The 26,159-nt window shown below is 49.9% G+C and carries 15 protein-coding genes; 4 read left to right on the top strand and 11 right to left on the bottom strand.

Annotation, left to right across the window (positions count from 1 at the left end):
- The first annotated feature begins 521 nt into the window (after nt 1–521).
- Nucleotides 522–2,264, top strand: coding sequence for an alpha-glycosidase (locus KJS57_RS08915; protein ID WP_213654480.1), 1,743 nt, complete (start codon nt 522–524; stop codon nt 2,262–2,264).
- A gap of 82 nt (nt 2,265–2,346) precedes the next feature.
- Here the strand turns inward: KJS57_RS08915 and KJS57_RS08910 are convergent, their stop codons facing one another.
- Nucleotides 2,347–7,572: an alpha-amylase family glycosyl hydrolase gene (locus KJS57_RS08910; RefSeq protein ID WP_213654479.1), complete on the bottom strand. Its 5,226-nt coding sequence runs from the start codon at nt 7,570–7,572 to the stop codon at nt 2,347–2,349.
- A 465-nt stretch (nt 7,573–8,037) separates the two neighbouring features.
- On the opposite strand from KJS57_RS08910, the gene KJS57_RS08905 reads away from it, so the two are divergent.
- The 3 genes from KJS57_RS08905 (at nt 8,038) to KJS57_RS08895 (ending at nt 12,223) form a co-directional block, all read left to right on the top strand.
- A complete protein-coding gene (locus KJS57_RS08905; protein ID WP_213654478.1) occupies nt 8,038–9,072 on the top strand; it encodes a LacI family DNA-binding transcriptional regulator in 1,035 nt (344 codons plus the stop codon).
- A gap of 90 nt (nt 9,073–9,162) precedes the next feature.
- Nucleotides 9,163–9,822, top strand: coding sequence for a beta-phosphoglucomutase (pgmB, locus tag KJS57_RS08900; RefSeq protein ID WP_211022283.1), 660 nt, complete (start codon nt 9,163–9,165; stop codon nt 9,820–9,822).
- 82 nt (nt 9,823–9,904) lie between these two features.
- A complete protein-coding gene (locus KJS57_RS08895; RefSeq protein ID WP_213654477.1) occupies nt 9,905–12,223 on the top strand; it encodes a glycoside hydrolase family 65 protein in 2,319 nt (772 codons plus the stop codon).
- Nucleotides 12,224–12,301: 78 nt separating this feature from the next.
- On the opposite strand, the gene KJS57_RS08890 is transcribed toward KJS57_RS08895, so the two are convergent.
- The 10 genes from KJS57_RS08890 to KJS57_RS08845 form a co-directional block, all read right to left on the bottom strand.
- Nucleotides 12,302–13,663 (bottom strand): MATE family efflux transporter, encoded by a 1,362-nt coding sequence (locus tag KJS57_RS08890; protein ID WP_213654476.1) that lies wholly within the window; start codon nt 13,661–13,663, stop codon nt 12,302–12,304.
- A gap of 19 nt (nt 13,664–13,682) precedes the next feature.
- Nucleotides 13,683–14,342: a RibD family protein gene (locus KJS57_RS08885; RefSeq protein ID WP_213654475.1), complete on the bottom strand. Its 660-nt coding sequence runs from the start codon at nt 14,340–14,342 to the stop codon at nt 13,683–13,685.
- A gap of 28 nt (nt 14,343–14,370) precedes the next feature.
- Nucleotides 14,371–15,507 (bottom strand): sugar ABC transporter substrate-binding protein, encoded by a 1,137-nt coding sequence (locus tag KJS57_RS08880; RefSeq protein ID WP_213654474.1) that lies wholly within the window; start codon nt 15,505–15,507, stop codon nt 14,371–14,373.
- Between the two features lie 22 nt (nt 15,508–15,529).
- Complete coding sequence (locus KJS57_RS08875; protein ID WP_244861457.1) at nt 15,530–17,479, bottom strand: alpha-amylase family protein; 1,950 nt, start codon at nt 17,477–17,479, stop codon at nt 15,530–15,532.
- 27 nt (nt 17,480–17,506) lie between these two features.
- Entirely contained in the window at nt 17,507–18,547 is a 1,041-nt protein-coding gene (locus KJS57_RS08870; RefSeq protein WP_213654473.1) for a zinc-dependent alcohol dehydrogenase, read from the bottom strand.
- 262 nt (nt 18,548–18,809) lie between these two features.
- The gene (gene pulA / locus KJS57_RS08865; protein WP_213654472.1) at nt 18,810–20,768 is read right to left on the bottom strand and encodes a type I pullulanase; all 1,959 of its coding nucleotides are present in this window, start codon (nt 20,766–20,768) and stop codon (nt 18,810–18,812) included.
- 61 nt (nt 20,769–20,829) lie between these two features.
- Nucleotides 20,830–22,881 (bottom strand): amylo-alpha-1,6-glucosidase, encoded by a 2,052-nt coding sequence (locus KJS57_RS08860; RefSeq protein WP_213654471.1) that lies wholly within the window; start codon nt 22,879–22,881, stop codon nt 20,830–20,832.
- Nucleotides 22,882–23,084: 203 nt separating this feature from the next.
- On the bottom strand, nt 23,085–23,912 hold the full coding sequence (locus tag KJS57_RS08855) for a carbohydrate ABC transporter permease (RefSeq protein WP_213654470.1): 828 nt from the start codon (nt 23,910–23,912) through the stop codon (nt 23,085–23,087).
- Between the two features lie 15 nt (nt 23,913–23,927).
- Entirely contained in the window at nt 23,928–24,797 is an 870-nt protein-coding gene (locus KJS57_RS08850; protein WP_213654469.1) for a carbohydrate ABC transporter permease, read from the bottom strand.
- A gap of 58 nt (nt 24,798–24,855) precedes the next feature.
- Nucleotides 24,856–26,151, bottom strand: coding sequence for an extracellular solute-binding protein (locus KJS57_RS08845; protein WP_213654468.1), 1,296 nt, complete (start codon nt 26,149–26,151; stop codon nt 24,856–24,858).
- Between the last annotated feature and the right edge of the window lie 8 nt (nt 26,152–26,159).

The raw sequence follows: 26,159 nt of genomic DNA, 5'->3' as shown, positions 1-26,159 counted from the left end.
AACTGAAATAATCATACAACATAGCAAGGGCATTGTAAAAACGTTTGCACATATCGTTTTTGGGTATAATCGCTTTATTTTATTCATAATGCTCCCAAATGCTCTTGTTTTCGCAAAATAGCTTATTTTTATCGTCTTATTTTTAAGCTCTATTCCTCCTAGTTCGGCCTGCTATCAAGGCTTTCGGCGGAAACCGGATTCTATTCGCGAAAAGAAAAATCCTCCTATTCTTTCAGTCTTGTGCAACGGTTTGAACAATGCTATAATCCTGAACCATAAACGGTTCCATCCGCTATGGATCCCGTCTTTGTTCCCAATGCACAATTTGAAGGCACTGTTATCTTCAAGGTACATCCTCGGCTACTATTCTTGCCGCGGTGTGCCTTTTTTATTATGAACCAACCAGGATAGGGTACCGTTAAACGGTTACTATATCTTAAGGGCAACCCTCGTGCCGTGCATCGCATCGACAGCTCCGCCAGATGGAATTAACTTAATACAGACCAAGGAGGAAATGAATCATGCAGCTTGAAGCGGTCTATCACCGTCCGAAACTGAACTGGTCCTATGCCTATGATCTTGAAACCGTCCATCTTCGCCTGCGCGCAAAAAGGGACGACCTGACCGAGGTTTTCGCTTTTGCCGGCGACAAATACATATGGGATCAAAGCAAGGAATTGATCCCCATGTCCAAGCTTACTTCGGATGAACTGTTCGATTACTGGGAATGCGCCGTCAAACCGAAGTATCGCAGATTAAAATATGGTTTTCTGCTAAAGTCGGGGGATGAGGAAATCTGGATGACGGAGAATGACTTCTCCAAGGAACGTCCTCCGGTCCCGGACCGCTTGTTCGAATACCCGTTCATCAATCCCGCCGACGTGTTTACCGTTCCGGCTTGGGTCAAGGATACGATATTTTATCAAATATTCCCCGAACGGTTTGCTAACGGGAATCCGGACAATGATCCTGAAGGCGTGCTCCCTTGGGGCGGCAAACCGGAGAGAGAGAATTTCTTCGGCGGAGACCTTCAAGGAGTCATCGATCATCTTGATCATCTTAGCGAGCTTGGCATCACAGGGATCTACTTCACTCCCGTTTTCGAGGCAACGACAAACCATAAATACGATACTGCCGATTACATGAAGATCGATCCTCATTTCGGCGATATCGAAACGGTGAAGAAGCTTGTCAAAGCGTGCCATGACCGCGGTATCCGTGTTCTGTTCGACGCGGTGTTCAACCATTCCGGCAAAACGTTTGCCCCGTTCGTCGATGTGATGGAAAAGGGCGAGAATTCCCAATACAAAGACTGGTTCTCCGTCCGCCAATATCCGCTTGAAGTTAAGGATGGCGTGCCGACATACGATACGTTCTCCTTCGAGCCGCTCATGCCGAAGCTGAACACGGACAACCCTGAAGTTAAACAATACTTGCTGAAAGTCGCTGAGTTTTGGATTAAAGAGGTCGGCATCGACGGCTGGCGTCTGGATGTCGCCGACGAAGTCGACCACCAATTCTGGCGGGATTTCCGCAAAACGGTCAAGGCCGCTAACCCCGATGCTTATATTCTCGGAGAGATTTGGCATGAATCGTCCCCTTGGCTTCAAGGCGACCAATTCGATGCGGTCATGAATTATCCGTTTACGGATGCGGTGCTTGATTATGTAGTGCGCGGCACACTGGATGCCAAAGGCTTTGCCAACGCTATCGGCAGACAGCTGTCCCGCTACCCGCAGCAAGCCAGCGAAGTGGCTTTCAACCTGCTGGATAGCCATGACACGCCGCGCCTTCTGACGCTCTGCAAGGGCGATAAAAACAAGATGAAACTCGCCGCTCTGTTTCAATTCACTTACGGCGGCACGCCGTGCATTTACTATGGCGATGAGATCGGGCTCGATGGTGAGCAGGACCCCGATTGCCGTAAATGCATGGAATGGGACCCGGAGAAACAGGATCATGATCTGTTTGCGTTCTACCGCAAGCTGATCGCAGTCCGTAAGGACCTTGCCGCGCTAAGATCCGGTTCCATCCATTTCCTGATTGCCGAACAAGGCGGCAGCAAGCTGGCTTATGAACGTCGGCTGGGCAAGGAGTCGGTACTCGTGCTGCTTAACAACTACGATGCGGCGCAAACCTTGGAAGTGCCGGCCAAAGGTCTAATCTGGCGGGATGCCATGAACGGCAGCACTCATGAGACTGCGGACGGCAAACTGGCCGTAAAGCTTCCGGCATATGGATATGCGGTATTGACGCAAGCATAGCAACTTGCCAAAACATGAAATGGCGGTGCGGGGAACATCTCCCGGCACCGCCATTTTTTTATACGGAACTAACTTTCATTTTTTACAATCCCGCTTTCTCCATAAAGAGAATAAGCACGGCTGCTACTTGCTCACGAGTCGAGGTTGCGGCAGGCTCAAATTTATTCTGCCCCATTCCGTTCATAATACCAAGCGCTTTTGCCGCTTTAATGCTGTCTACGGCGTAAGCGGATGCCTTGCCCAGGTCGGAGAATGCTTCCTCTGCCCCAGCAGCCTCATTCGCCGATTGCCCGGTCACCTGAGCATACGCCTTCATCAGCAAGGTCGCCATCTGCTCTCTGGTCATCGTCTGGCTCGGACGGAAGGTTCCATCCTCATAACCGGATACGATGCCCAGCTCGCTCAAGGCAGCGACATAACCGGCATAGTAGCTGTTCTCGGCTACATCGCTCATACCGGAAGAAAGCCCTGCCACATCAAGCCCCATGGCCCGACCGAGGAATGCGGCAAATTCACCGCGGGTGACCTCGCCCTTCGGATTAAACCGCTCTGCATCGACACCGGATGCAATATGTTTTGCAGCCAGAATCTCGATATAATTTTTGGCCCAGCCGCCCGTCACATCACTGAACGTTTTGTTGTACTCCATAACGATATATTGGGCAAACCGGTCTGTCGAGAAGGTGATGCGGTTACCATCCCACTTACCGCCTACGTAAACAACAGATCCGTCTTCATTGACCGCATAGACTCCTGCCTTGTTCTTGTCCCCAATTCCTTTCAAGGCGGTCTCATCAAGGGTCAGCGTCACTTTTACTTTGGCAGCCAACTGGATTGCGCTGGCTTTCTTGCCTGCATCTACGCTTGAGAAGTTAAAGTTATAAGTCCCCCCAACCGGGCGGTAAGCCCCATCTACAGTAGGGGTGCTGCCTGCTTCTTTACTGAATGCAACCGTTCCATCTTTCTGAATCGCTGCAGCCGGAATACTTCCTGCTGGGAACTCAACCGTGACATCAGGGAATACGAGTTGAAGAGCAGCCTTTTGCTCCAAAGCCTTCCCAACTGCACTTCCCGGAATCACGAGCTCCGCCGCTTCTCCCGCAGCTACTCCAGAAATTTGAATGGTTACTGGTTTATTACCGTTCACGGCAGCCGCAATGGCTTTCTCCAGATCGGCTGCACTCACTTCGGCTACCTTGCGTCCGTTCTCACCGGCTTTAGCCGTTACGATCACAGACTCGGGTACTGCCGGTGTTGGATTACCGGCGCCTGGAGCTGAGGATCCTGTTGATCCGGAACCAGGATTCGATGTTCCCGGAGGAGTTACCGTACTCGAAGCCGCAGCCAGTACGATCGTTCCTCCGTCCAGACTGGACGGCAGCGTTAATGTCACTTTACCGTCACTATCGGCCTGCACCGTTTGATTGCTGTACTGTTCGACCCATTTCGTATTTTTGTAGCCAGGTACAGTAAACGTAATTTGCTGTGCAGTAGTCTTAGTGTTTATACCTACAACTACGCTCTGGCCTTGATACGTCCGGGTAAACACATCATATCCGTCCTGGTCGGAGCCGCCGATTTGCGCACGGGTCCCTTTGGAGAATATTTTCGAATAGTTGTCGCGGATATGCAGCATTTTTTTATAGTGTTCGTAAATATGGCTGTAAGTCGGATCGTTCAACCCTTCCCAGTTGAAATCGTACCTGTTTTCGCTAAACTGGCCTTTGGACATATCCCCGGCGTTCATTCCGGACTGCCCAACTTCTTCGCCATAATAGATAACCGGTTGACCCTTGGCCGTAATTTGCAAGGAAGCTGCGATCTTATGCTGCGCCTGCAAGTTCCTCAATACTTCTGCGTCCAGAGTTCCGTCTTTGAATTTTTGGCGATCAGCCGCATCCGTAAGCAAGCTTACCATGAACCCGTTCTCGTCATGGCTGCTCAGGAACTGGCCAAGCGTGGCTGCATTGTCGATCTTACCGTTGCGGTCCTGAAGCTTCCGTTCTACGGACTCGATTTGGCCTTTTACGAAATCGTTGGCAATGCCTTTAAAGCCGAAATCGAGCTCAGAATCCATCGTACCTGTACGCAGAAAACCGCCATCGTTATCCACGCTTGCACCGAAGTTCTCCCCGATCATTTTGAAAGCAGGATTGATTTCGGTCATCCGGTTTTTGAATGCCATCCAGGTTGTGTTCTCCACATGCTTGATGGTATCGACACGGAAATAATCGATCGTGTTTCCGCTGGCGGTCTTGGATTTCTCAATCCAGTCGGACTGCCATTTGATAATTTGTTCGCGTACGGCCGTATCTTCAGTTTTGAAGTCGGGAAGACCGGCTACTTTGTTCTTGATAACGGGGTCTTCGTCGGTATCCCGAAGCATTCCCGCGAATACCTCGCGTTCAGTCTCCGTAGGAAGGTTACTTAAACCGCTCCAATTTGGACTCAACTGATCCATGCCGTAGCCGGTATGGTTCAAGACAACGTCGAGCATGACTTTAATGCCTTGGGCATGAGCCGCATCCAACAGATTTTGAAAATCTTTCAAGTCGCCAAGATGCTCATCGATTTCAGTAAAGTCTTTAGCCCAGTAGCCGTGGTAAGCATACTGATTGCTGTTGAAATCAACGCCCTTGTTAAAGTCGATGTTATCAACAATCGGCGTAATCCAGATCGTATTGATACCGAGATCCTTCAGATATCCGATTTTCTCGGTAACGCCCTTGAAATCTCCGCCGTGATAAGTTTCCGCATGGCTGAGGTCGTAATTCTCCCCGTTTGGATCGTCATTGGTGGTATCTCCGTTCAAGAAGCGGTCCGTCAGCATGAAATAGATACGGGCCTCATCCCAGTCAAAATCGTCTTTTCCGACCGTTTGCCGCGATTTGACGGTAACCTGGGCATTCTCTGTATGCTTATTGCCGTATACATCGACAACGGTAACCGGAATTTGTTTCAAACCTGTGGTCACCGAGTCTTTGACTGCAATGCTTATAGATTTAAGTTCCTTATCGATTACTGTAGTCGCATTCCCGCCCAATACGGTCAAGTCCGCGGAAATACTGCTAATTTCATCGTCGGCTATTTGTGATAAGGAAAGGTTAAGAACCGCATTTTCATTGTAAGAAATCCGCTCCGGTACTGTTGTAGTCTGAATGTCCGGGTGGATTACTTTGTAAACGATACGCGATTTTCCATCGATCGTATTTTTCGGATCGGTAATCTCGTTCTCAGTACCATCCAACATTTTGACAACGTAGGTGTACTCGAATGTACCCTCTGTTAACTGATCAAGAGTATAAGTAAACCGCTCATCTTCGGCGTTATAATCCATTTTGTAAAGTTGGCCGTCGATTTTCAGATGAACGCTCTCAATTTGATCCATGGCGTTATTCTCATATAAAGCCTGGTCACGGTAAGTAAACGTCGCCTTACCATTCTCCAGAACCGGTGCGGCAGTTCCCGGAAGAATCCGGAACGGGCCTTGGCCTGCGGTGACAATAACCTTGGTTAAAGCTTCAGACCCCGTATAAATCTCACGGTCATAATCCTGATCGATTTTCTCAACCGTGCTCCAATCGCCAGCTACTCCGCCTTTACGCATTTTAAAGCCAATCTTCTCCACGCTGGAGCCGATTGGAATTATAGCTGTAGCCTTATTGCCGTCAAACTTCGTGAATTTGTTCTCTCCGTCCGCTTTCACCGTATACCATGTCCAGATATTCCACTTTTTCAATTCCGATGGATCCGTTTCGTCAGAAATGTAAGTGAATTGGATAGACCGGGAACTCGGCTTAATGGCTTCAAAATCCGGCTCTTCGTAATATACCGTCGGTATATCTTCAACCAGCCATACTTCAACCTCCGTTTTACCTTCCGGAATGTTGATTTTTAATTTAGGACCCTCCGAGAACCAGTCATTTCCCGGCTTGCTTAGGCGAGTAATCACATTAATCGATGATTGCGTGTATTTGTAAGTCCCTTTGGCAATCCCATTTTCGTTGCTGGTGAACCCATTTCCGGTTCCATTCGAACCGTCCGGCCAGAGCCAGAGGTTCCAATCATTCGCTGTGCCATCATAGCGGTAATAGTTAATGGTGAACGAATTCATTTTTTCAACGATCCGAATAGTCTTGGTGGTATCCAAGCCATTATAAGAAGCTTTGACTTCTACGCTTCCTTTGGCTGCGTTAGGAGCGACTGTCAACAACCCCGTATCCGAGATTGTAACACCCTCAGGAGGAGTCACTAAATCCCATTGAGGTTGTTGAGTAACAGGGGCTTCCTTACCTGTCTGATACTCTTCAGCCTTCAGTTGCAGGGAGCCTCCGATCTCCACTTCTTCGCCTGATTTAATTGTGAGTCCTGGAACGATAGCCAGGGAATTATCTCCTGCACTAAGCGGATTCAGCGGATCGACAAAACTGCCGGCCCATTTCCCCAAATTCGGAATGAATTTGTATTGGTAAGCCCCTGGAGCAAGATCACGAGTGACGCTAAAAATTCCGTTCTCCAGCTCCATAGGAATAGCTTCGTTCACATTCCAGTCATTCAAGCTGCCGACCAAGTATAGGGAGGTCAACTCGCCTTGGGCTACATTGAAGGTGATTTTTCCATCGCTTATAACCGGACTTTGCAGCGCCTTATCCGTGATTCGTATCGTTTTCGTGACTTTCCACTGATCATAAGTGATATCAAGCTCAATATTACCTTGATCCGCATCCGCGGCCACACTTATTTCATTGGTTTTATCGTCAAACTCAACGCCTTTTAAGCCCGTTTTCAAGGTAACAACTGCCGGGTCGGTGTCCCCTTGGTTGCCTGTGTAATAAACAGCGTCAATAACTGAGGATTTATTAAGTAAAATTTCTGAAGGTACTTTGACCGCTAACCCCGGAACAGAGAGGCCCGGGTTGTTACCCTTTTTAACGAGATTCCATGGATCTCCGATCCATTCCCCGTTCGGGTCCTCAGAGGGATACCATGCCATGCCATACTCGTACCAACCGGCAGGAATATCAAGGGTTCCGGACCACAAGTTCTCAGAATCTTTGCTTAGGTCCGTGTTATTCCAACCGTTAAACTCACCCTTAACAATTACCTTGTTCTCTTGCCCTTTCCCTTCATAATTAAACGTCACTTTTGCTCCGGTATCGCTTCTTTCCCCGATCACCGGACTGGCGTGAACGGTGCTGCCCTCGACCGGTTCCTCCGCTCTCGCTTGAGTAAGGAAGCTGCCGAACGAACCGACAACCAATACAAAAATGAGCAGGCGGGAAATCCAGCCTTTCCATGACTTATGCATTTTGTTAAGACCTCCTAAGTAGAATTCACTGACTTACATCATAAGAATTACTGAAATAAACGACTTGTGGCAGGCGTGTATGTATCCTCCTTTCAACCCATAAATTGCGCAAACGTTTGAATAAAATTTAAAACTTTTCTGCTATGTCTAAGGAGTACATTAAGCGTGGAAAGCGCTTTTATGTTTCTAATCATATTATATTAAGCGCTTCCAAATGTTAAAACGTTTGCACAGTTGATTTTTAGAGGATTTTATCCCTATTCCTTCTGTTTCCTTATTCATTCTCTTCCAATCTTCGAATTACTTATTATTTAATTAATAAAGTAAAAATCTCACAATCATGCCCATCTCTAGGGGAAAATGCTCATAATATGACACCTATTCCCCGCTTTCTCTATTTACTTTCCGCTATGTTTCGATTAATATTACAATGTAAAGCAAACGGTTCCACAGAGGAGGTTTTTTATGGCTGTTACCATAAAAGATGTTGCCAAAAAGGCCGGAGTATCACCCTCTACCGTGTCCCGGGTGCTGTCCAATCATCCAAGAATTAGCGCCGAAACTTCGAGAAAAGTAAAGGACATTATGGATCAGCTTGGATACCATCCGAATATCATGGCTAAGAGCCTGGTATCCAAAACAACCAACAGTATTTGCATCATGTTGCCGAAGTCTGCCGAGGAGTTATTCTCCAACTTTTTCTTCATGGAATTGATCCGCGGGATTGTCACGCAAGCCAGCCGTTTAGGCTACGACGTGCTGATTAGCTCGGGGGCCAATGAAAAAGAAGAAATTGAAGGCGTATCCAGACTGATTAACGGACGCCGGGTAGATGGAGTGATTTTACTTTATTCGAGGAAAGATGACCCTGTTATCGATTTCCTGCATGAGAACGGTCACCATTTCGTTCTGATTGGACGAAGCGAGCAATATCCCGATATTTTATCGGTGGATAACGATAACGTCCAGGCTTCATATGATGCCACGAAGCATTTGATCTCGCTCGGACATGAACGGATTGGGTTCGTCAGCGGACCTCCAGACCTGGTCGTTTCCAAGGACCGGCTTAAGGGGTATCTGGATGCGTTGCATGATTCGGGACTGGAAATGCGCCCTGAATGGATTGTTGAAGGGGAATTCTTGCAGGACAGCGGCTATCGGGCTATGTCCTTCTTCATGAATTTACCGAATCGTCCTACGGGGATCGTCCTAATCGACGACGTTGTATCTTTCGGCGTGTTGCGTGGCCTGCATGAGCTCAAGTACAAAGTCCCCGAAGATTTATGCTTGGTCAGTTTCAACAATATTCCCTTGTCTGAATTGTCGACACCACCGCTCAGCAGCATAGATATCGGAATTTACAATTTGGGATACACCGCTTCCCAGGTTCTGATCCAGTCGATCCAGAACAACAACGACAAGAGCTATCAGAAGCGGCAGATCATTCCACATCGTTTGATGGTTCGTGAATCTTCCATGTATTCGATATCGAAAAAATAAGGCGCGGGACACAAAAAATAATCGAAGCGACGGCTTCTTTTATTTTTTGCAATTTGTTCAAACGTTTGCGCTATAGGAGGAGGAGAGGTTATGACCTCAATTAAAGCATGTTTATTCGATCTGGACGGTGTGCTTGTCGATACCGCCAAATATCACTATCTTGCCTGGAAACGCTTGGCCGACGAATTGGGCTTTGAGTTTACCGAGCAGGACAACGAACGATTAAAGGGTGTCAGCCGAATGGCTTCGCTCGATATTTTGCTTAGCGTCGGCGGAGTCGAACTGGATGAAGCGGCCAAGCTGGAGCTCGCCGAGCGCAAGAACAATTGGTATTTCGATATGATCTCCAAAATGGATGATTCCGAAATTCTGCCGGGAGCGCTTGAATTTCTGAAGGATTGCCGGGAGAATGGCTTAAAAGTCGCCCTGGGTTCAGCCAGCAAAAATGCCATGACTATTTTGAACAACACCGGGCTCACGCCATATTTCGACGCCATTATCGACGGGACCCGGACTACCAGCGCCAAGCCCGATCCCGAAGTATTTACGCTGGGGGCTACTGAACTGGGCGTCTCCCCGGATGAATGCGTCGTCTTCGAAGACGCGGAAGCCGGCATCGAAGCAGCTCAGCGGGCCGGGATGCGCAGCGTCGGGATCGGATCGCCATGCACGCTCGGCAAAGCCAATCTCGTCATCGCATCTCTTGGAGATATTACGGTCGATCGCCTGTTGAGTATTGCCGCTGTATAGAATTGAGAACTGCCATTCTTTTTTTATAACCCTATTCATATAAACAAAACACTTGATTACTTAAAGAAGGAGCCGGTAAATCGTGAGACAATATTTAAAACTGGATGAATGGTCCATTATTGAGGAGTCCTTTGACCCAACTACGCATGAAATTTCCGAGAGCATCTTCAGCATCGGTAACGGATTCATGGGGCAACGGGCAAACTTTGAGGAGCAATACAGCGGAAAGTCCCTCCAAGGCAGCTACATGGCGGGTGTATATTATCCCGATAAAACGCGGGTCGGCTGGTGGAAAAACGGGTATCCCGAATATTTTGCAAAAGTATTGAACAGCACTAACTGGATCGGTATCAACGTGCTCATCAACGGCGAGTCTCTGGATCTTGCCAAATGCGAGATTAAAGATTTCGTACGCGAATTGAACATGAAGGAAGGCTACTTGTCCCGCCGTTTCGTAGCGGTGATGGAGAGCGGCAAAGAGGTTCGGGTGGAATCGATCCGCTTCGTTAGCATGAAACGCCAGGAAATCGGAGCTATTCGCTATTCGATTACCCCGCTCAATTTCTCCGGAAGTATCCGGATCGTACCTTATTTGGACGGAGACGTTCAGAACAAGGACTCCAACTATGACGAGAAATTCTGGCTCGAAGTGGAGAAGGCAGCTGCTCCGGATCTTTCCTACCTGACTTTGAAAACGAAAAAGCTGGATTTCCATGTTACGTCGGTTATGGCTTTTGATGTTTACAAGAACGGAGAAAAGCTGGAGTTTGAATCCTCCGTATCCGAGCGCGAAAAATTCGTTTCCGCGGAAGCAGCTTTTGAAGTTGAACAAGATGCAACACTGACTGTATACAAATATGTCGCCAACGTGACTTCCCGCAATCACGGATTAGGGCAGCTTGTGGAAGCAGGCAAAAACCTCTTGCTTGAAGCGCATGCAGCCGGATTCGATACCCTGCGTCAGGAACAAGCCGATGCCTGGGCTGATAAGTGGAAAGGCAGCGACATCATTATTGAAGGTGACGTCTCGGCTCAGCAAGGGATCCGCTTTAATATTTTCCAATTGAATCAAACGTACACCGGGGAAGACGATCGTCTGAACATCGGACCGAAGGGCTTTACAGGGGAAAAATACGGCGGCAGCACCTACTGGGATACCGAGGCTTACTGCGTACCGTTCTATCTGAGTACTGCGGATTCGAACATTTCCCGCAACTTGCTGATCTATCGCTACAAGCACTTGGAGAAGGCAAAGGAAAACGCCAAGAAGCTCGGCTTCACTAAAGGCGCGCTCTACCCGATGGTTACCATGAACGGCGAAGAGTGCCATAACGAATGGGAGATCACGTTCGAAGAGATTCACCGGAACGGCGCGATCGCTTACGCAATCTACAACTATGTGAATTACACCGGAGATAAATCCTATCTGAGTCAGTACGGCTTGGAAGTGCTCGCGGAAATTTCCCGGTTCTGGGAAGAACGCGTCAACTTCTCCAACACCAAAGGAAAATACGTAATGCTCGGCGTTACCGGTCCAAACGAATACGAGAACAACGTCAACAACAACTGGTATACAAACCGGATTGCTTGCTGGACGATGGAGTATACGCTGGAAGTGCTCGATTATTTGAAAAAGAACGAGAACGCCCGCTATCTCGAGCTGATCGACAAGTTGAAGCTGACGAACGAAGAAACCGCCAAGTGGCAGCATATCATCGACAATATGTACTATCCGGTCGACGAAGAGCGCGGAGTATTCCTGCAGCAAGACGGCTTCCTCGACAAGGAACTGGTTCCGGTCAAAGACCTGGCTCCGGAAAACCTGCCGATCAACCAGAACTGGTCCTGGGACCGGATCCTGCGTTCCTGCTACATTAAGCAAGCGGACGTGTTGCAAGGCCTGTTCTTCCTGAGCGACAGATACGATCTCGAAACGAAAAAACGGAACTTCGATTTCTATGAACCGTTGACCGTTCACGAGTCCTCCCTGTCCCCTTGCGTGCACTCCATTATGGCCTGCGAGCTCGGCTATCAGGACAAAGCGTACGAAATGTACCTGCGCACCGCGCGTCTGGATCTGGACAACTACAACAACGATACCGAAGACGGCTGCCACACCACAAGTATGGCAGGAACCTGGATGGCTGTTATCCAAGGGTTCGCCGGACTCCGCGTTAAGAACGACGAGCTGGTGCTCCAGCCGTTCATTCCTTCGCACTGGAAGTCCTTCTCGTTCAACGTGATGTTCCGCGGCGCTACGTTGAAGGTCAACGTCGGCGAAGACGTCATCACCGTAACGAATGAGACCGATACGCCGGCCGCAATCCGGATCTATGATCGCAGCTATACGGTCAGTGCACACGGAGAAATCCAGGCACAAAGATCGTCCGTGACGATCTAAACCCTAGAATGAATACAAAAAGCAGGCCCTGCGTTATTATGCAGGGCCTGCTTTTTTGTGGGCTACGGACTGCCAAATTTATGCCGCGATATCGCCCACCAGGTTCTTGATCCACTTCCGAGAACGGATCCGGGCCAGGCCGATACCGAGCCGGACAACCTCCTCCAAGGACAGAACAAGATAGACCAGGTAGACCGGTTGTTTGAAGACAAACGAAAGGAGCAGCCCCGACGGAACTCCGATCAGCCACGTTGCCGCCGATTCCATCGCGAATACGAACTTGCTGTCCCCGCCGCTGTTCAAAATGCCCCCGGCCATGATCATGTTTCCAACCTTGACCCATAAGAAAGCGGCAAATACCCAAACCAGGTAAATTCCCAAGCGGTGGGCTTCCCCCGAAATATTAAAGAAGGATACATACCAAGGGGAAGCTGCCGCAATCACCAGGCCGACGGCAAGGGAAACGGATATTCCCAATGCAATGAACCGTTTGGCGTACTGCATGGCCGTCTCTTCTTCCCCGGCTCCGAGCTTGTTGCCGACCATGACTCCGCCCGCGCTGGCCAATCCCGAGAGCAATCCGATACAGATGCCCTGCAGCGGAAAGGTAATCGTCATCGCCGTCATCTCGGAGGTTCCCATCCGGCTGTAGATCATGGCATAAGCCGTCTCGCCCATGACCCAGATGAATTCGGTCAGGATGATGGGATAAGTCGTTTGAATGAACTTTTTCAGGAGCGGTCTTGGAATTACGAACAGGTTGCCGAAATCGACCGAGCCCGGAAGTCTGAACTTATAGACTGCTCCGATAATTAATATGCACTCCACGAATCTGGCGATTAATGTTGCGATAGCCGATCCTTTTAACCCCAATTCCGGAAAACCCCAATTCCCGAAGATCAGCAAATAATTCAGTATAATGTTCAGAACTACTGTAAACAAGCTGACGAACATCGGCAATTTAACGTGCGTCGTGCTTCTTAGAATGGCGGAATACATCATCGTAAGCATCGTCGGCACATAACTTAGCGAGATGATCTGCAGATAAATGTACCCCTCTCCCAAGATCCGCTCATCCGTCGTAAACAAGGACAAGCAAAGCTGAGGCTGAAAGAAGACGAGCAGCGTAAACAGAAACGACAATGCAAACCCGGCCATGAGGCCGATGCCAAGCAATTGGGAGATGCTCTTGCGGTCCTGTTTCCCCCAAAACTGGGCCGCGTAAATCGACACGCCGGCCGAAAGACCGGCGAGCACTACGGAGATGACTCCGTATATTTTCGTAGCCATTCCGACAGAAGCGATGGCCACATCGCCCAACTGCCCGACCATCAACTGGTCCGTGAGCGTGAGCAATGACATAATCAGGCTTTGCAGCGTCACCGGAAGGGCAATTTTATATACGTTCTTATAAAAATCTCTTTTTAACTCATCGCTCATTTAACCTGATCCCCCATATTCAAACCGCTTTTAAATATCGCAGTAACGTGTAATTATCTTTCGGTTCCACTTCGACCACCTTAAATTTTTTGGCAAAATCGAGCTCGGTGTAGCCTTCCCCATCGACCAGCGTAATGTTGGAGGCCCCGCCGATAATGATCGGAAGTTGCATCAGTATGATCTCGTCAACCAGATCCTGGTTGAAAACATGCCAGTTCAGAAAGCCACCGCCCTCCACCATCAGGCTGTTGATGCCGTACTTCTCCTCCAGCAAGTTAAACATTTGCCCGAAATCTACTTTGTCTTGCCCGCAAATCAGGCACTCTTTGCCCCGTTCCCGGAGTTGGTCAATCTTACGCTCATCCTTACCGTTCTCCGTCGTAACAATGAGGGTTTGTCCCTCATCCGTCAGCACATTGCTATCCATCGGAATATCCATGGTTCTCGTGGGGATAATCCGCACCGGATTCTTGTTCTCTTCATAACGGTTCGTCAAAAAGGGATTGTCCGTGGTGATGGTATTTTTTCCGACCATAATGCCGTCAACCTTGCCCCGAAATTTGTGAATATACTCCATATCCCGGCCATCAAAGAGACTGAACAAGGGCTTGCTGGACTGCCCCGGACCCAATGTCAGCTTACCGTCGATAGAAATTTGGCTAAATACGCTCGTTTTCATGGATCATCCCTCATTCCTTGTTTTTTGTTTACAGGACACCGGCAGACTGCTTAAAATGTTGATCCATCGCACTCCAGGCAGACGCTTCGCCTTCTTTCTCCAAGACTAGCAGACCCGCTCGGATCGCCTCCCAAACCGAAGCCATAGCCGGTTCAATCGGCATGGACCGACTCTCTTCCAACAGTGTCGCAAGTGTCCCTCTATTAACACCGGTTAAGTTTTTCAATCTACCGCGTGCCTCCGAATGAACGGGAATCCGCTGAACCTCCGTTCCCCATTTCATTTGGCTCTCCGCACTTAGCATGAAGGCCGCAAAGGAAATAACCTCTTCCCGAAGCTCCGACTCCAGCGAATAGCCCGGGAATACCAGCCCGATCGCCGAGGACATTGAAATGGATGGGCGGCCCTGTATGGAAGGCAGCCTTGCAACGCCTAGCTTTGATGTCATATGCCGATCCAGGTGATTATATATCCACTCCCCGCAAATAATTGCGCCGACTTCCCCGGCGATGAATCCCTCCAATAGTTCGATCGATCCGTTCAAACTGGCCAGTAGGCCGCTGTTCATCCGGGTCCGAACATATTGCAGCGCCCGCATCATCTCGCTCTGTGGGAGACAAGGCGTGCCTTCCGCCATGGGCCAGCCTCCGAATGCCGTCAAAAATGGCATGACCCAGTACGGCTCCCGTAAGTCGGCGGCAACGGGAATAATGCCCTTCTCCAGCAGTCCGTCACCCAGATCTTCGATTTCCTCCCAAGATGCCGGGGGCTCCGGATAAATTTCACGATTGTAATACAGCACCAGATGGTTACCCGTAAGTACAGGCAAGCCATAGGGTATTCCTTCGGACCGCATGGACTCGAGAAAGCCGGAACCATGCGGGGCTACTAGCGACAGCAGTTCATCCGGTACCCTGGAATACTTCGCCTTCTGCCCGAATCCAGCCATATCCGCGGGAACCAGGGCCATTTGGGGGGCCTCGCCTCCCTCGCCTACTGCGTTCAAGCGAATGACCAGCTCCGAAATATTCATCACTTCGGGAATAACCTGAATGTCATTTTGCCGGGAATATTCATGGCATAAACGTTCCAAAAGTTCAATGGAGGTATCCCCCGGTCCATCGAATTCATGCCAAATCACCAGCTTCTTCGGATGTGATCCCATCTTTGCACCTGCCTCCGTGTTTTTAAATTTTGATTTGAGGATGATAAAAAATCATGCCCTGATAAGGCTGAAGCAACCACTCGCCTTGCCGGTCTACCGCTGAATGAAGCTGTGCCGGCTCAGATTCGGAATCGGCCCGGCTGTCGATCAGGACAGTCCATCCCTTCGATACGGGATATACGGCATCCAGGCTTACGGTTTGCGGTTCATCCGGACTTAAATTAAAACAGCCTACAAGCAGCTCGCCGCCATATAAATAGGCGTACATCAATACCTCACCCTGTGGATTTGGTATAAAAAAGTTATGCGGCTGCACCAGATAATCCAGCTGATTCTTGCATGAATACAAGCGGTTCAGCAGGGGAATCATGGGCAGCGGATGAGTCCAGTTAATGGATAACCGGTTGAAAAATGCCCGCGGGATGTCCGCGCCTCCCGTATTGTCTCCAAGGCCGCAGTTGAGCGGCTGCTCTTCGTTCACTTCCATTCCCGTAGTCAGAAACGGAACGGCGTTTGGCAAAAAGCTGTTGAAGACGCTCATCATACGAGCCAGCGGAATTCCACCGCGACTTGTAATTCTAGGCGTGTCCGCCGTTTCGGAACAGGCAAAGACATGAATGGCCAGTTCCGGAAGTTCTTTTAGATAAGCCTGAAGCGTCTCTACGGAAATATCCGTCATGATATTCCAGCCGCTGCCAAGCATGATATTATAGCCGGTGCTCGCCGCCTTTCGATGGTTGCGGTTGAACAAATCTTCGCTGATCAGGATGGCGTTCGGCCTGATTTTCTTGATTCTCCGGAACATTTCCTCGAGAAGCGCCACGGGCAGAACATGACCGATGTCGATCCGAAACCCGTCGATGCCGTAAGTATGTAAGTTGAATTCAATGGCTTCCACCAGCATGTCCCACAATTCCTGGTTCGGTTCGGACCCGGGATACATATTGCATTTGATCGTGTCAAATAACACATATGGCGGTTGACCCGGCTGTATCAGATGCCTTACTTGAGGCGAAACGTCCTTATACAGCCTGTAAAAAGCGATATCCGTCCAGATCGGCTGAACGTCATTGATCCAGTCGGAATGTGCCGGCGCCGTAGTAATTCCCATTTCTGTCTCCACAAGAGAAAGCAGTTGCTCCCCGGATTGCCGGGCACGCTGCTTCAGGCATTGCCATAGCAGCGGATTAAGCTCATTCGGCGGAGGTGAAAATTTACTCAGAAACGAAGATGTGTCTGCACTTCGATAAACGGTCTCCAGTTTATCCGGCGTGCATTCTTCAAAGAATCCAAGCTCCGGAATATGCGGCGGAGTAAACCCGTCCAGATGTTCTTTACCGATCCAGTACACCCAATCCGGATGCTCTTCAATAATTTCACTATCCCGTGCGGTCACCCGGGGGATAAAATCCACTACAACTTTCATGCCGAGCAGATGGCAAGCCTCAACGAGCGAGCCCATTTCGTCATGCAGCGTAAATTCGGGGATTCCGTCGAGCAAGGGATCGTGCAGTTCGGGATCAAGCTCAAACAACGAATGAACCGCGTAGGGAGATCCCACGTCCCCTTTCCAATGCATTTGGCTGTATCTTGTAACCGGCAGTAAATACAGGATATTTACGCCCATCTTCTTTAGCAGCGGGAGCAGAATCATGAAGCGCAAAAAGGTCCCTGATTGGACGCTTCCGTCATGGTTGTAGTCCCAGGCCGCCGAATAGCGGACCAGCGACGAGTAAATGACGCTGCGATCCAGATTTCTTCCCTCTGAAAAGGCATGGGATTGCGACAATTGAAAGAGGTAATTTAGATGATGCAGGAAAAAGGGTACCGGCTGCACTTCAATTTCATTATTTTTCGTATTCAGAATATCCGGGTACCGGCATTCGTTCCAAATCGCCGGAATCCAGATCGACGGCAGTTCTTCGCGCTGGCGGGAGGCCAGAAACCGGTACATATGTCTCAATCCCTGCACTGCATCCCCTTTCTTCAAAAATTCTGTTCAGAACATGAATACGGTTTTCATCGTTTCGGACGGAAGACGATTTCCCGTTGACAGTTCGTAGCCCAATAGCTCGTGAATGGCCGTCTCATATTGTTTGAGCGGATATTTTTTTGTCACTAGGGACGCCAAATCAGGATGATTCGCCGCAAAGTCAAGCGCCTCTTCGAAGGTATTGAGGTATTCTCCGGCACCTATGATTTTGATGGCATTCTGTGTGTAATGGGTCGGAGTCAGCAGATACCGATATCCTCCGTTAATACCGAAGGGAACGATTCTGCCGCCCCGCTCTACCCATTGCTCCGCAAGGTCCATTTGGGTTCCCACCGTATCGATGACGACATCATATTTTTCGGATTCTCCAAGCCGGAGTTCTGTTTCCACAGCCAGCTCCGCCGGGGTTAGGACCACCTCCGAAAAACGGCGTGAATACGACAACCGGTACGGATTTATTTCCGTAGCTATCGTGGTACATCCCACGGCTCTGCTTACGATTTGACACAGCAGCCCCATCGGACCGGAGCCCAATATCAATACCCGGTCTTCCCGGGTTATTCCGGCTTCCTTGAAATTGTGCAGCACGCACGAGAGCGGTTCTACAAGCACCGCCGCCTCCCAACTCATACCCTCCGGTAACTTGTGAACAAAAGACTCGTCGGTAACGAAATAGGGGGCAAACGTTCCAGGAGTATTTAGACCGGCGATCGGCATCCCTTGTCCATCCGGACCGATGCACAGATGCAGCCGTCCTTTCCGGCAAAACCGGCATTCCCCGCAGCTTTGGTTAGGGTCGATCACTACACGGTCCCCAACCTGGACCCGAGTTACCGTCGACCCAATGTCGACGACGGTCCCTACAGCTTCGTGACCACGAATAACACCCGGAAGCCCCGGTTCCTTTCCGGTAATCACGGCAAGATCCGTACCGCAAATGCCCGTGAGTTCGATTTGTATCTTTACGTCACTTGGCTTGGAACATGACGGAAACTCCTCCTCGACAAGTTCCAATTGGCCATGATTCGTCCATATTAATGACTCCACCTGAACTCCCTCCTTTCACATTCGTGATTAAAATTCTGTTTGTTCAAACGTTTGCGCAAAACGCTTGACCACATCTTATCACAGTTATTTGTAAAAGTAAGGGAAAATTTGTCGAATGATTCCTTTGTTTTCGGAATTTTCATGCAAGACCTGTAATTTCACATTTAGTTTCTGCAAATTCAAAAACCGCAGGCTGTTCACTCATTCAAGTGTTCATCCTGCGGTTGTTATAAGCTATTTAATTGTTCGGCATTGGGACAGTTTAGGAAGTTATGTTCAAAACGACCATACCGGTTCCATGGACTTCCAGTTTATTATTCCCGAGCTTTTGGACGAATTCGTTCCCGTAATGCACTTGCCAGGCACCGAGATCGGGCAGTTCCAAAGAAATCGGCTCCGCATTGGCGTTGTAGAGTACATACAGATGGCGGTCGGAGTCGCCACCGGCGTGATTCCGCAGTGTATAAGCCACGGCATGAGCAGGCGCCGCTTCAAAATTCAAATGCTCGCGAACCTCCTGGGCCGTCCGCAATCGGAAAGCGGGATGGGATTTCCGCAGCTTGATCAAGCTCGCCATGTATAACACGTCATTTTGACGGCTTGCACAGCGTCCCCAATCCAGCCAGTTGATCTCAATCGCCGATTTGTAGCTGTTCTCCACCCCGTTCTTGGAACGCATGAATTCCTGCCCGGCATGTATAAACGGGATGCCCTGCCCGGTGAGAATTATCGCCGAAGCGAGCCGGTGCATTTGAGTGCGCTGTTCTTCCGATTCAACGGCGGAGGAAATATCTAATTTATCCCAAAGAGTATGGTTATCATGGCATTCAACATAATTAACGTTTTGTACCGGTTCATCCGCAAACTGTTCAATCGAGCCGCTGTAGCGGATGCCGCCGACTACGCCGCGTTTGACGCCATCCTCAAGCCCGCCGCCCCGGCCGACGAACCCCTTCGATCCGAAAATAAAGGTGTCCCCTTTCACAGTATCGCGGATACCGTCGTTGAAATGGGCGATTCTCGGCATGCGCCAGGCGTTGCCTTGATGGGCGCGACGATCTTCCGGCAGAACGGTCCCCATGTTCCAGCCTTCGCCGATCATCAGGATCGAAGGATCGATCTCATCGACCCGGCGCCGGATTTCGTTCATCGTATCCACATCGATCAGGCCCATCAAATCGAACCGGAAGCCGTCGATATGATACTCGCGGATCCAATGCAATACGGATTCGACGATGAATTTTCTCATCATCGGCCGTTCGGAAGCGCACTCATTACCGCAGAACGAACCGTTCGAGAAGGTTCCGTCCGGGTTGTAGCGAAGATAGTATCCCGGAACCAGCTTGGTGAAGTTGACCAGATATCCGTCGTATACGTGGTTATAAACCACGTCCATGATCACCCGCAAACCCCGGTCATGAAGACTCTGGATGCACTGCTTCAATTCCGTGATCCGGGAAGCGGGAGCATACGGATCCGTAGCGTAGGAGCCCTCGGGAACGTTATAATTTTTCGGATCGTAGCCCCAGTTAAAATGCGGCTCATCCAATTTGGTCTCATCCACGCTCTGCGTGGAATAATCGTAAATCGGCTGCAACTGAACATGCGTGATGCCCAGCCCTGCAATATGATCCAGGCCGGTCGGAATCCCCCCTGGCCCGCGAGTGCCGCTTTCGGCAAGGCCGAGGTATTTCCCTTTATGCTGGATACCGCTGTCGGGATGGATTGATAAATCCCGGACATGCAATTCATAAATTACCGCGTCCACTGGCGAAGAAAACGGCGGCATCGCTCCGGTCCACCGCTCGGGGTCGGTACGGCGTAAATCAAGCACGACCGCCCGGTCGCCATTGACGCCAACCGCCTTGGCGTAAGGATCGGCCGCTTCGTTCCAGCTAGTGCCGACCTTGACCCGGTACGTGTAATAAACGCCGTGGTAATCTCCCGCCGTTTCCAGCACCCAGGTCCCTTGCACATCACGGACCATCGCCCGCTCTTTTACGGGCAAGCTGTCCCACGAAGAGTAAAACACGACTTTCGCCTCCGAAGCAGTCGGAGCCCATAAGCGAAACGATGTTTTCTCAGAGGTATAAACCGCTCCCAAATCATCGCCGTTATAATAAAATTTATCGTCAAACGCTTTGTCAAAAACGGAAACGCCTCCGGTTACCTCCGGATCACCATAATCCATAATCACATCAATTTCCTTCTGTACCGACAATGGATTCACTCCAATCATTTAAAATTGTCGCGCCTTAGTTTCCCAGGCTTCATATCGTGGGTTATTGATTAACCGATTCACTTAAATAAGGCAGAACATCCTCGGTATACGCCCGCAAAATCTCCCCGACGCTCCAAGCCTGCGAGAAGCAACCGCGGCCCGTGCAGGCAAACTCGCCGTCGAAAATCTCGGCGATTCCGCCGATAGCTCCGTCTTGAAGATGATCCTCAAACACCTCGCACATCTCCTTGGCCGCTGACACGGCTTCCTCGCTGTAACCGTTTACCCTGCAATAAGCGGAAATAAACGCACCTAGCGGAAACGCCCATACGGTTCCCATGTGATAAGCGCCGTCCCGGTCAATGAGCTTGCCGATATAACGGGGTTTGTATTCCGGATCTTCAAAAGAGAGCGACCGGAGTCCGTAAGGCGTGTACAAATGCTTATATACGGTACCGACGACCGCTTGTTCTTTCTCGGCGGGAAGCATCGTAAACGGGAGTGAGACGGCCCAGATTTGATTCGGCCGGATTCTGCCGTCGTTTTTCAATAACCCATGGCCCTGGTCTACATCGACCACATCGTACAAACATTCCGCCTCTTCATTCCAGAATCGGCGGTTGAAGGATTCGCGCACGGTTCGTGCTAATGCATCATATGGCTCCGTGTCCCCAAAACGTTCCGCCAATTCCGCCATGACACAGAGTGCATTATACCAAAGGGCATTGATTTCCACCGGTTTCCCGTGTCGCGGGGTGACGACCCATTCGCCAACCCTGACATCCATCCAGGTCACCTGGTCCAAACCGCCGCCCGCACGGATGAGACCGTCTTCGTCCATACTTATGGAAAAGTCGGTTCCCGCGTTGTAGGCGCTAACGATCTCCTTGAGCTGCGGATAAATTTTCTCTTCGATAAACCGGTAATCCTCGGGGCTTCCGGTATAGCGCAGGTACTCATGCACGGAATGAAAATACCAGAGCGAAGCGTCGACCGTATTGTATAGCGGCTCTTGGCCGTCATCGGGAAACATGTTTGGAATCAGCCCGTTCCGCACGTACTTAGAGAACGATTCCAAAATTTCTCTGGCATCCCCGAACCGCTTGGTCGATAGCGCCAAACCTTGCATCGCGATCATCGTATCCCGTCCCCAATCGGTAAACCAGGGGTATCCGGCAAGTACGGTTTTCAGCCCCGTCGATTCACGATGGACGATAAAGTGGTCCGCGGCCTCCACCAGACGATCTGCAAAACGGTTTCCGTATCCGGCTTGGGCCACCAGCCCGTCCATACGCTGCTTATATTCCCGGACGATGGCAAATCCGTCTTTATCGTCGAGTGAATCTATGGAACACTTTACATAGAAGGCTTTCTTTTCATATGGTTTCAAAGCTATTTGAATTTCATAGGGAGTATAATGATAATCCACCCCCATAAACCCGTTGCGATTCTCGAACTTGTAATAGTGAGCCTCTTCATATAAATACGGCGGCGTTGCCATCGTTACCGGAAACGTGGATCTGTCCACGTATTCCCCCTCGGATGTCATGAAGTGGATTGCCGTTTCCGTCCGGCTGCCGGGCACCAGTTTCAGCGTCTTTCCCGTCTGCTCCGTTTCAAAGATGAGATTCCCTTTCTCTGAAGCCTCGCCAGGCGAGCGGTAATTGAACAACGGGACCAGCTTGAGAGTCGTATGCTCCCGGCCACCCGTCACTTCATAACAGACGGTCACGGTATTTCGGCCGTATTCCATGGCGATAGTTTTGCGGATGGACACGTCCTCCACCTGATAGTGATATTCCGGAACGGTATCCAGTTTGAATCTTCTCAAGTAATGCTGTCCGTCCTTTTTCCAGTTCACATATTGCTGCGAGGTTAAATCATAAGATTTGTCCCCGATCTGAACCTGCTCCTGGGTTCTGGTGAACACCAGCACCCGGTTTACGGGCGCTTTGGTCGAAGCGACCAGATAACCGTGTGACATCCGGAACCCGCCGCCGGGCACCGAGTGACTCGCATAACCGCCGATTCCGTTGCCGATCAGCCATTCCCGTTCATTGCCTTCCTCGATCGTGCGCCAGGCGCTTCGTCCCAATACGTAAGCTCTTTCCATGCCGCAACTCCCCCTTTAACGCTACAGAAAAAGAAGTTATATCCGCAGCTAGTTAAACGTTTACTTAACCATTATGTGCTGAATTATATCATCGCTCTTTCCTGCAGGTCAATCGTTTGCACATAGATAATTTGCAGGATTTATGGCGTTCCATGTACATTCCAGTGCAGCTTACCAAGAATGCATCTTTCTGCACACAAGGCCTAACCTTTAACCGCCCCGGCGGTGATCCCGGCGATGAAATATCGCTGTAACAACAGGAATAGCAGAATAATCGGCAGAATGGCGATCAAGGAACCCGCGAATACAATCCCCCATTGGGTCGTATATTGACCCTGGAAGTTGGCCAAGGCAATCGGCAAAGTGCGTTTTGCCGGATCATTAATAATCGTCAATGCCCAAGGGAACTCCTCCCATACCGTTAGGGCATTGAAAATAGTAGCCGGAACGAACGCAGGCTTGGACAGCGGTAAAATAATCGAGGAGAACAGCGTCCATGCATTTCCGCCTTCCATCTCCACCGATTCATCGATATCGCGGGAAATGGAATCGAAAAATCCCTTTAGCATAAACGTCGTAAACGGAATGGCCCCTGCCGTGTAAATAACGATTAATCCCCAACGCGAATCAAACATGCCGAGCTGACGGATCAGCACAAATTGGGGAATGAGAAGCGTTAGACTCGGAATGACGAGCCCACCCATCAAGATGGTAAAACTCAGTTTCTTTCCTTTAAAGTCAAATCTTGAATAAGCAAAGGCCAGCATCGAAGAAAACAGAAAAATAAGACCAAAGCTGGCTATAGTAACTAGAACGCTGTTAAAGAGATACAGTGCGAAGTTCTGACTGACCCAGGCATTCCTGAAATTGGACAAGGTCATTTCCGAAGGCAAAAAGCGCGGTGGAAATTCAAACAATAAAGTCATCGGCTTCAATGCGGTCATGAACATATATACTAACGGATAAATGGAGATCAATCCGCCAACAACGAGAAAAGCATAGACGCATATCGACTTCCAAAGCGAGCGCATAGGATCGCCTCCCTCCTATTCCTGTTTGTTCAAACGGAACTGCAAAAACGTCAGGCCGGCAATAATGACGGCAAACACGTAGGACAATGCGGAAGCATAACCGAGGTCATATTCAGTGAACGCCTTCTGGTACATCCGGGTAAGCATCACTTCGGTCTGGTGCAGCGGTCCGCCGTCCGTAATCAGATAAATCGACGTGAACACATTAAAAGCGCCGATAATCAGCATCATTTGAATGAAAAAGGTAGTGCTGCGAATTGACGGCAACGTAATATGGCGAATTTGCTGCCAGGCGTTACATCCATCGAGCGAAGCAGCTTCGTATTGATCCTTTGGCACGCCTTGCAGGGCGGCCATATAAATTACCATCGCCCATCCAACGCCTTTCCAGATCCCGAGGAAGCTAACCACCATCATTGCTTTGCCCGGATCGCTCAACCAACTGATCGTCTTATCGGTAAAGTGGAGTACATCCATTATGAAATAATTCAAATATCCCTGATCAGTGAACACGAATTTAAAAATTAGCGACGCGACTACCCAAGACGTAATGACCGGTAAAAAGAACAGCACCCGGAAGGTCTTGGTTCCGGGCCGGTTCTGGTATAAGGCGTACGCGACCAGAAATCCCAGGACCATTTGGCCGGGAACGGAGATGATCCCATAGATGAATATATTTTTAAGCGAAATCCAGAAAACGTGATCCTGAAATACATGCCTGTAGTTCCCCAGCCCGATGAATTCCAAATGATTGAGATCGGTTAGGCGGAAGTCATAAAAGCTGTACAGGAAGTTCCGAATTAACGGATACAGAATGAATACGGCAAAAAACAAAAAAACGGGCAGAAAAAATAAATATCCGGCCGTTCCGTTTTTTTTGCGCATGATCATGACTCCTTCATTGGAGATAGCGTCTCCCAAGCGGAAGACGCCCCCGGTGTAATTAATTATTCAGCTTCAACAATCCGTCAATTTTGGATACCGCAGCATCCAGTTCAGCCTTGACGTCTTTGTCGGTCATAAAAATGCTGCTCATCGTGTCGCTAAGGACTCCGTCAATTTGCGGCCAGGAGTCGACCGGCGGACGAGCCTTCGCTGTCTTTAACTGTTCAAGGAATGGAGCGTAATAGGCGACTGCTTTGATTTCGTTACTCTCCATAGCATCCAGATTGACCGGTATTTGCCCGATTTTGCCCATTTCGACCTGCGCCGCTTCCGAAACCATGAATTTCACAAACTTCCAGGATTCCTCCTGCTTGTCCTTGCTGAAAATCCCGAGATCCTCCCCGCCAAGCACCTGTATGGAGCCGGCAGAGCCCTTCGGGAAGGACGCCATTTCAAACGTGAAGTCGCCGAACTGTGACTGGAACTGGGCAACCGCCCACGGTCCTTCGGCCATCATGGCATAGCTTCCGCCCGCATGCCCTTCCGTCACCGGCACATCGCCCGGTTTAAATCCTGCGAGCTGTCCTGAGGTATATGCCGCTTTCAGCTTGGTAACGATGTCGATCGTAGCCTGACTGTTCAAGAAACCATCCGCCGTCGTAAAGTCCGGTGAGAGCACATCTCCCCCGTTACTCCAAATCCACGGAAGGATATTCCACCCCTGCAAGGCCGGCTCGCCATATCCCCAGCTCTTGTCGTATTTGGCTTTGATTTGCGCAAGATCCGCAAAGAACTCCTCCGCGGTTTCCGGCGCTTTATCGATACCGCTTTGCGCCAGCATGTCCTTATTCCAGAACAAAACCTTGGTGTTCGTGTTAAGCGGGAGGCCGTAATAATGCTCCCCTACTTTAGCCGTAGACAGCGGGCCTTCCAGCAGTCCCTTGGCGATGTCGTTAAAATCGCTGAATTTCTCGTCCAACGGCTGAAGCAGCCCGCGTTTCTGGAACTCCGGCACCCAAATGATATCCAGCCGGGCTACATCCGGCAGGTCCCCGCCGCTGCCTCCGATTTGCAGCTTCTTGTGCAATTCTTCCCAAGGAATCGCTACCGCTTTTACCTTGATCCCCGGATTCTCGGCTTCGAATTTGGGGATCAGCACTCCCGTGAGCGTTTTCTCCTCCGGAGATGCCGTACTGTAGTGATGCCAGAACGTTAAGGTTACTTGCTTTCCGGTAGCCTTCCCTCCGGATTCCGATGCACTCTCGTTACCCGTGCCGGCTCCCGAACCGCATGCGGTTAATACCAGCAGCATAGCCAGAATCACCAGCGATAATTTGCTCCATTTATTTGTCATCGTTCATG

Source organism: Paenibacillus vini (assembly GCF_018403325.1).
GTDB lineage: Bacteria > Bacillota > Bacilli > Paenibacillales > Paenibacillaceae > Fontibacillus > Fontibacillus vini.
The sequence above is the reverse complement of the archived record's forward strand: the minus strand, read 5'-3'. Positions and strand labels throughout refer to the sequence as shown.

What these genes read in the sequence shown, in the direction of transcription:
- KJS57_RS08910 (WP_213654479.1), bottom strand. Translation starts at nt 7,572, where the DNA reads ATGCATAAGTCATGGAAAGGCTGGATTTCCCGCCTGCTCATTTTTGTA.
- KJS57_RS08905 (WP_213654478.1), top strand. Translation starts at nt 8,038, where the DNA reads ATGGCTGTTACCATAAAAGATGTTGCCAAAAAGGCCGGAGTATCACCC.
- KJS57_RS08845 (WP_213654468.1), bottom strand. Translation starts at nt 26,151, where the DNA reads ATGACAAATAAATGGAGCAAATTATCGCTGGTGATTCTGGCTATGCTG.
- pgmB (WP_211022283.1), top strand. Translation starts at nt 9,163, where the DNA reads ATGACCTCAATTAAAGCATGTTTATTCGATCTGGACGGTGTGCTTGTC.
- KJS57_RS08890 (WP_213654476.1), bottom strand. Translation starts at nt 13,663, where the DNA reads ATGAGCGATGAGTTAAAAAGAGATTTTTATAAGAACGTATATAAAATT.
- KJS57_RS08855 (WP_213654470.1), bottom strand. Translation starts at nt 23,912, where the DNA reads ATGCGCTCGCTTTGGAAGTCGATATGCGTCTATGCTTTTCTCGTTGTT.
- KJS57_RS08880 (WP_213654474.1), bottom strand. Translation starts at nt 15,507, where the DNA reads ATGGGATCACATCCGAAGAAGCTGGTGATTTGGCATGAATTCGATGGA.
- KJS57_RS08860 (WP_213654471.1), bottom strand. Translation starts at nt 22,881, where the DNA reads ATGGAAAGAGCTTACGTATTGGGACGAAGCGCCTGGCGCACGATCGAG.
- KJS57_RS08850 (WP_213654469.1), bottom strand. Translation starts at nt 24,797, where the DNA reads ATGCGCAAAAAAAACGGAACGGCCGGATATTTATTTTTTCTGCCCGTT.
- KJS57_RS08885 (WP_213654475.1), bottom strand. Translation starts at nt 14,342, where the DNA reads ATGAAAACGAGCGTATTTAGCCAAATTTCTATCGACGGTAAGCTGACA.
- KJS57_RS08915 (WP_213654480.1), top strand. Translation starts at nt 522, where the DNA reads ATGCAGCTTGAAGCGGTCTATCACCGTCCGAAACTGAACTGGTCCTAT.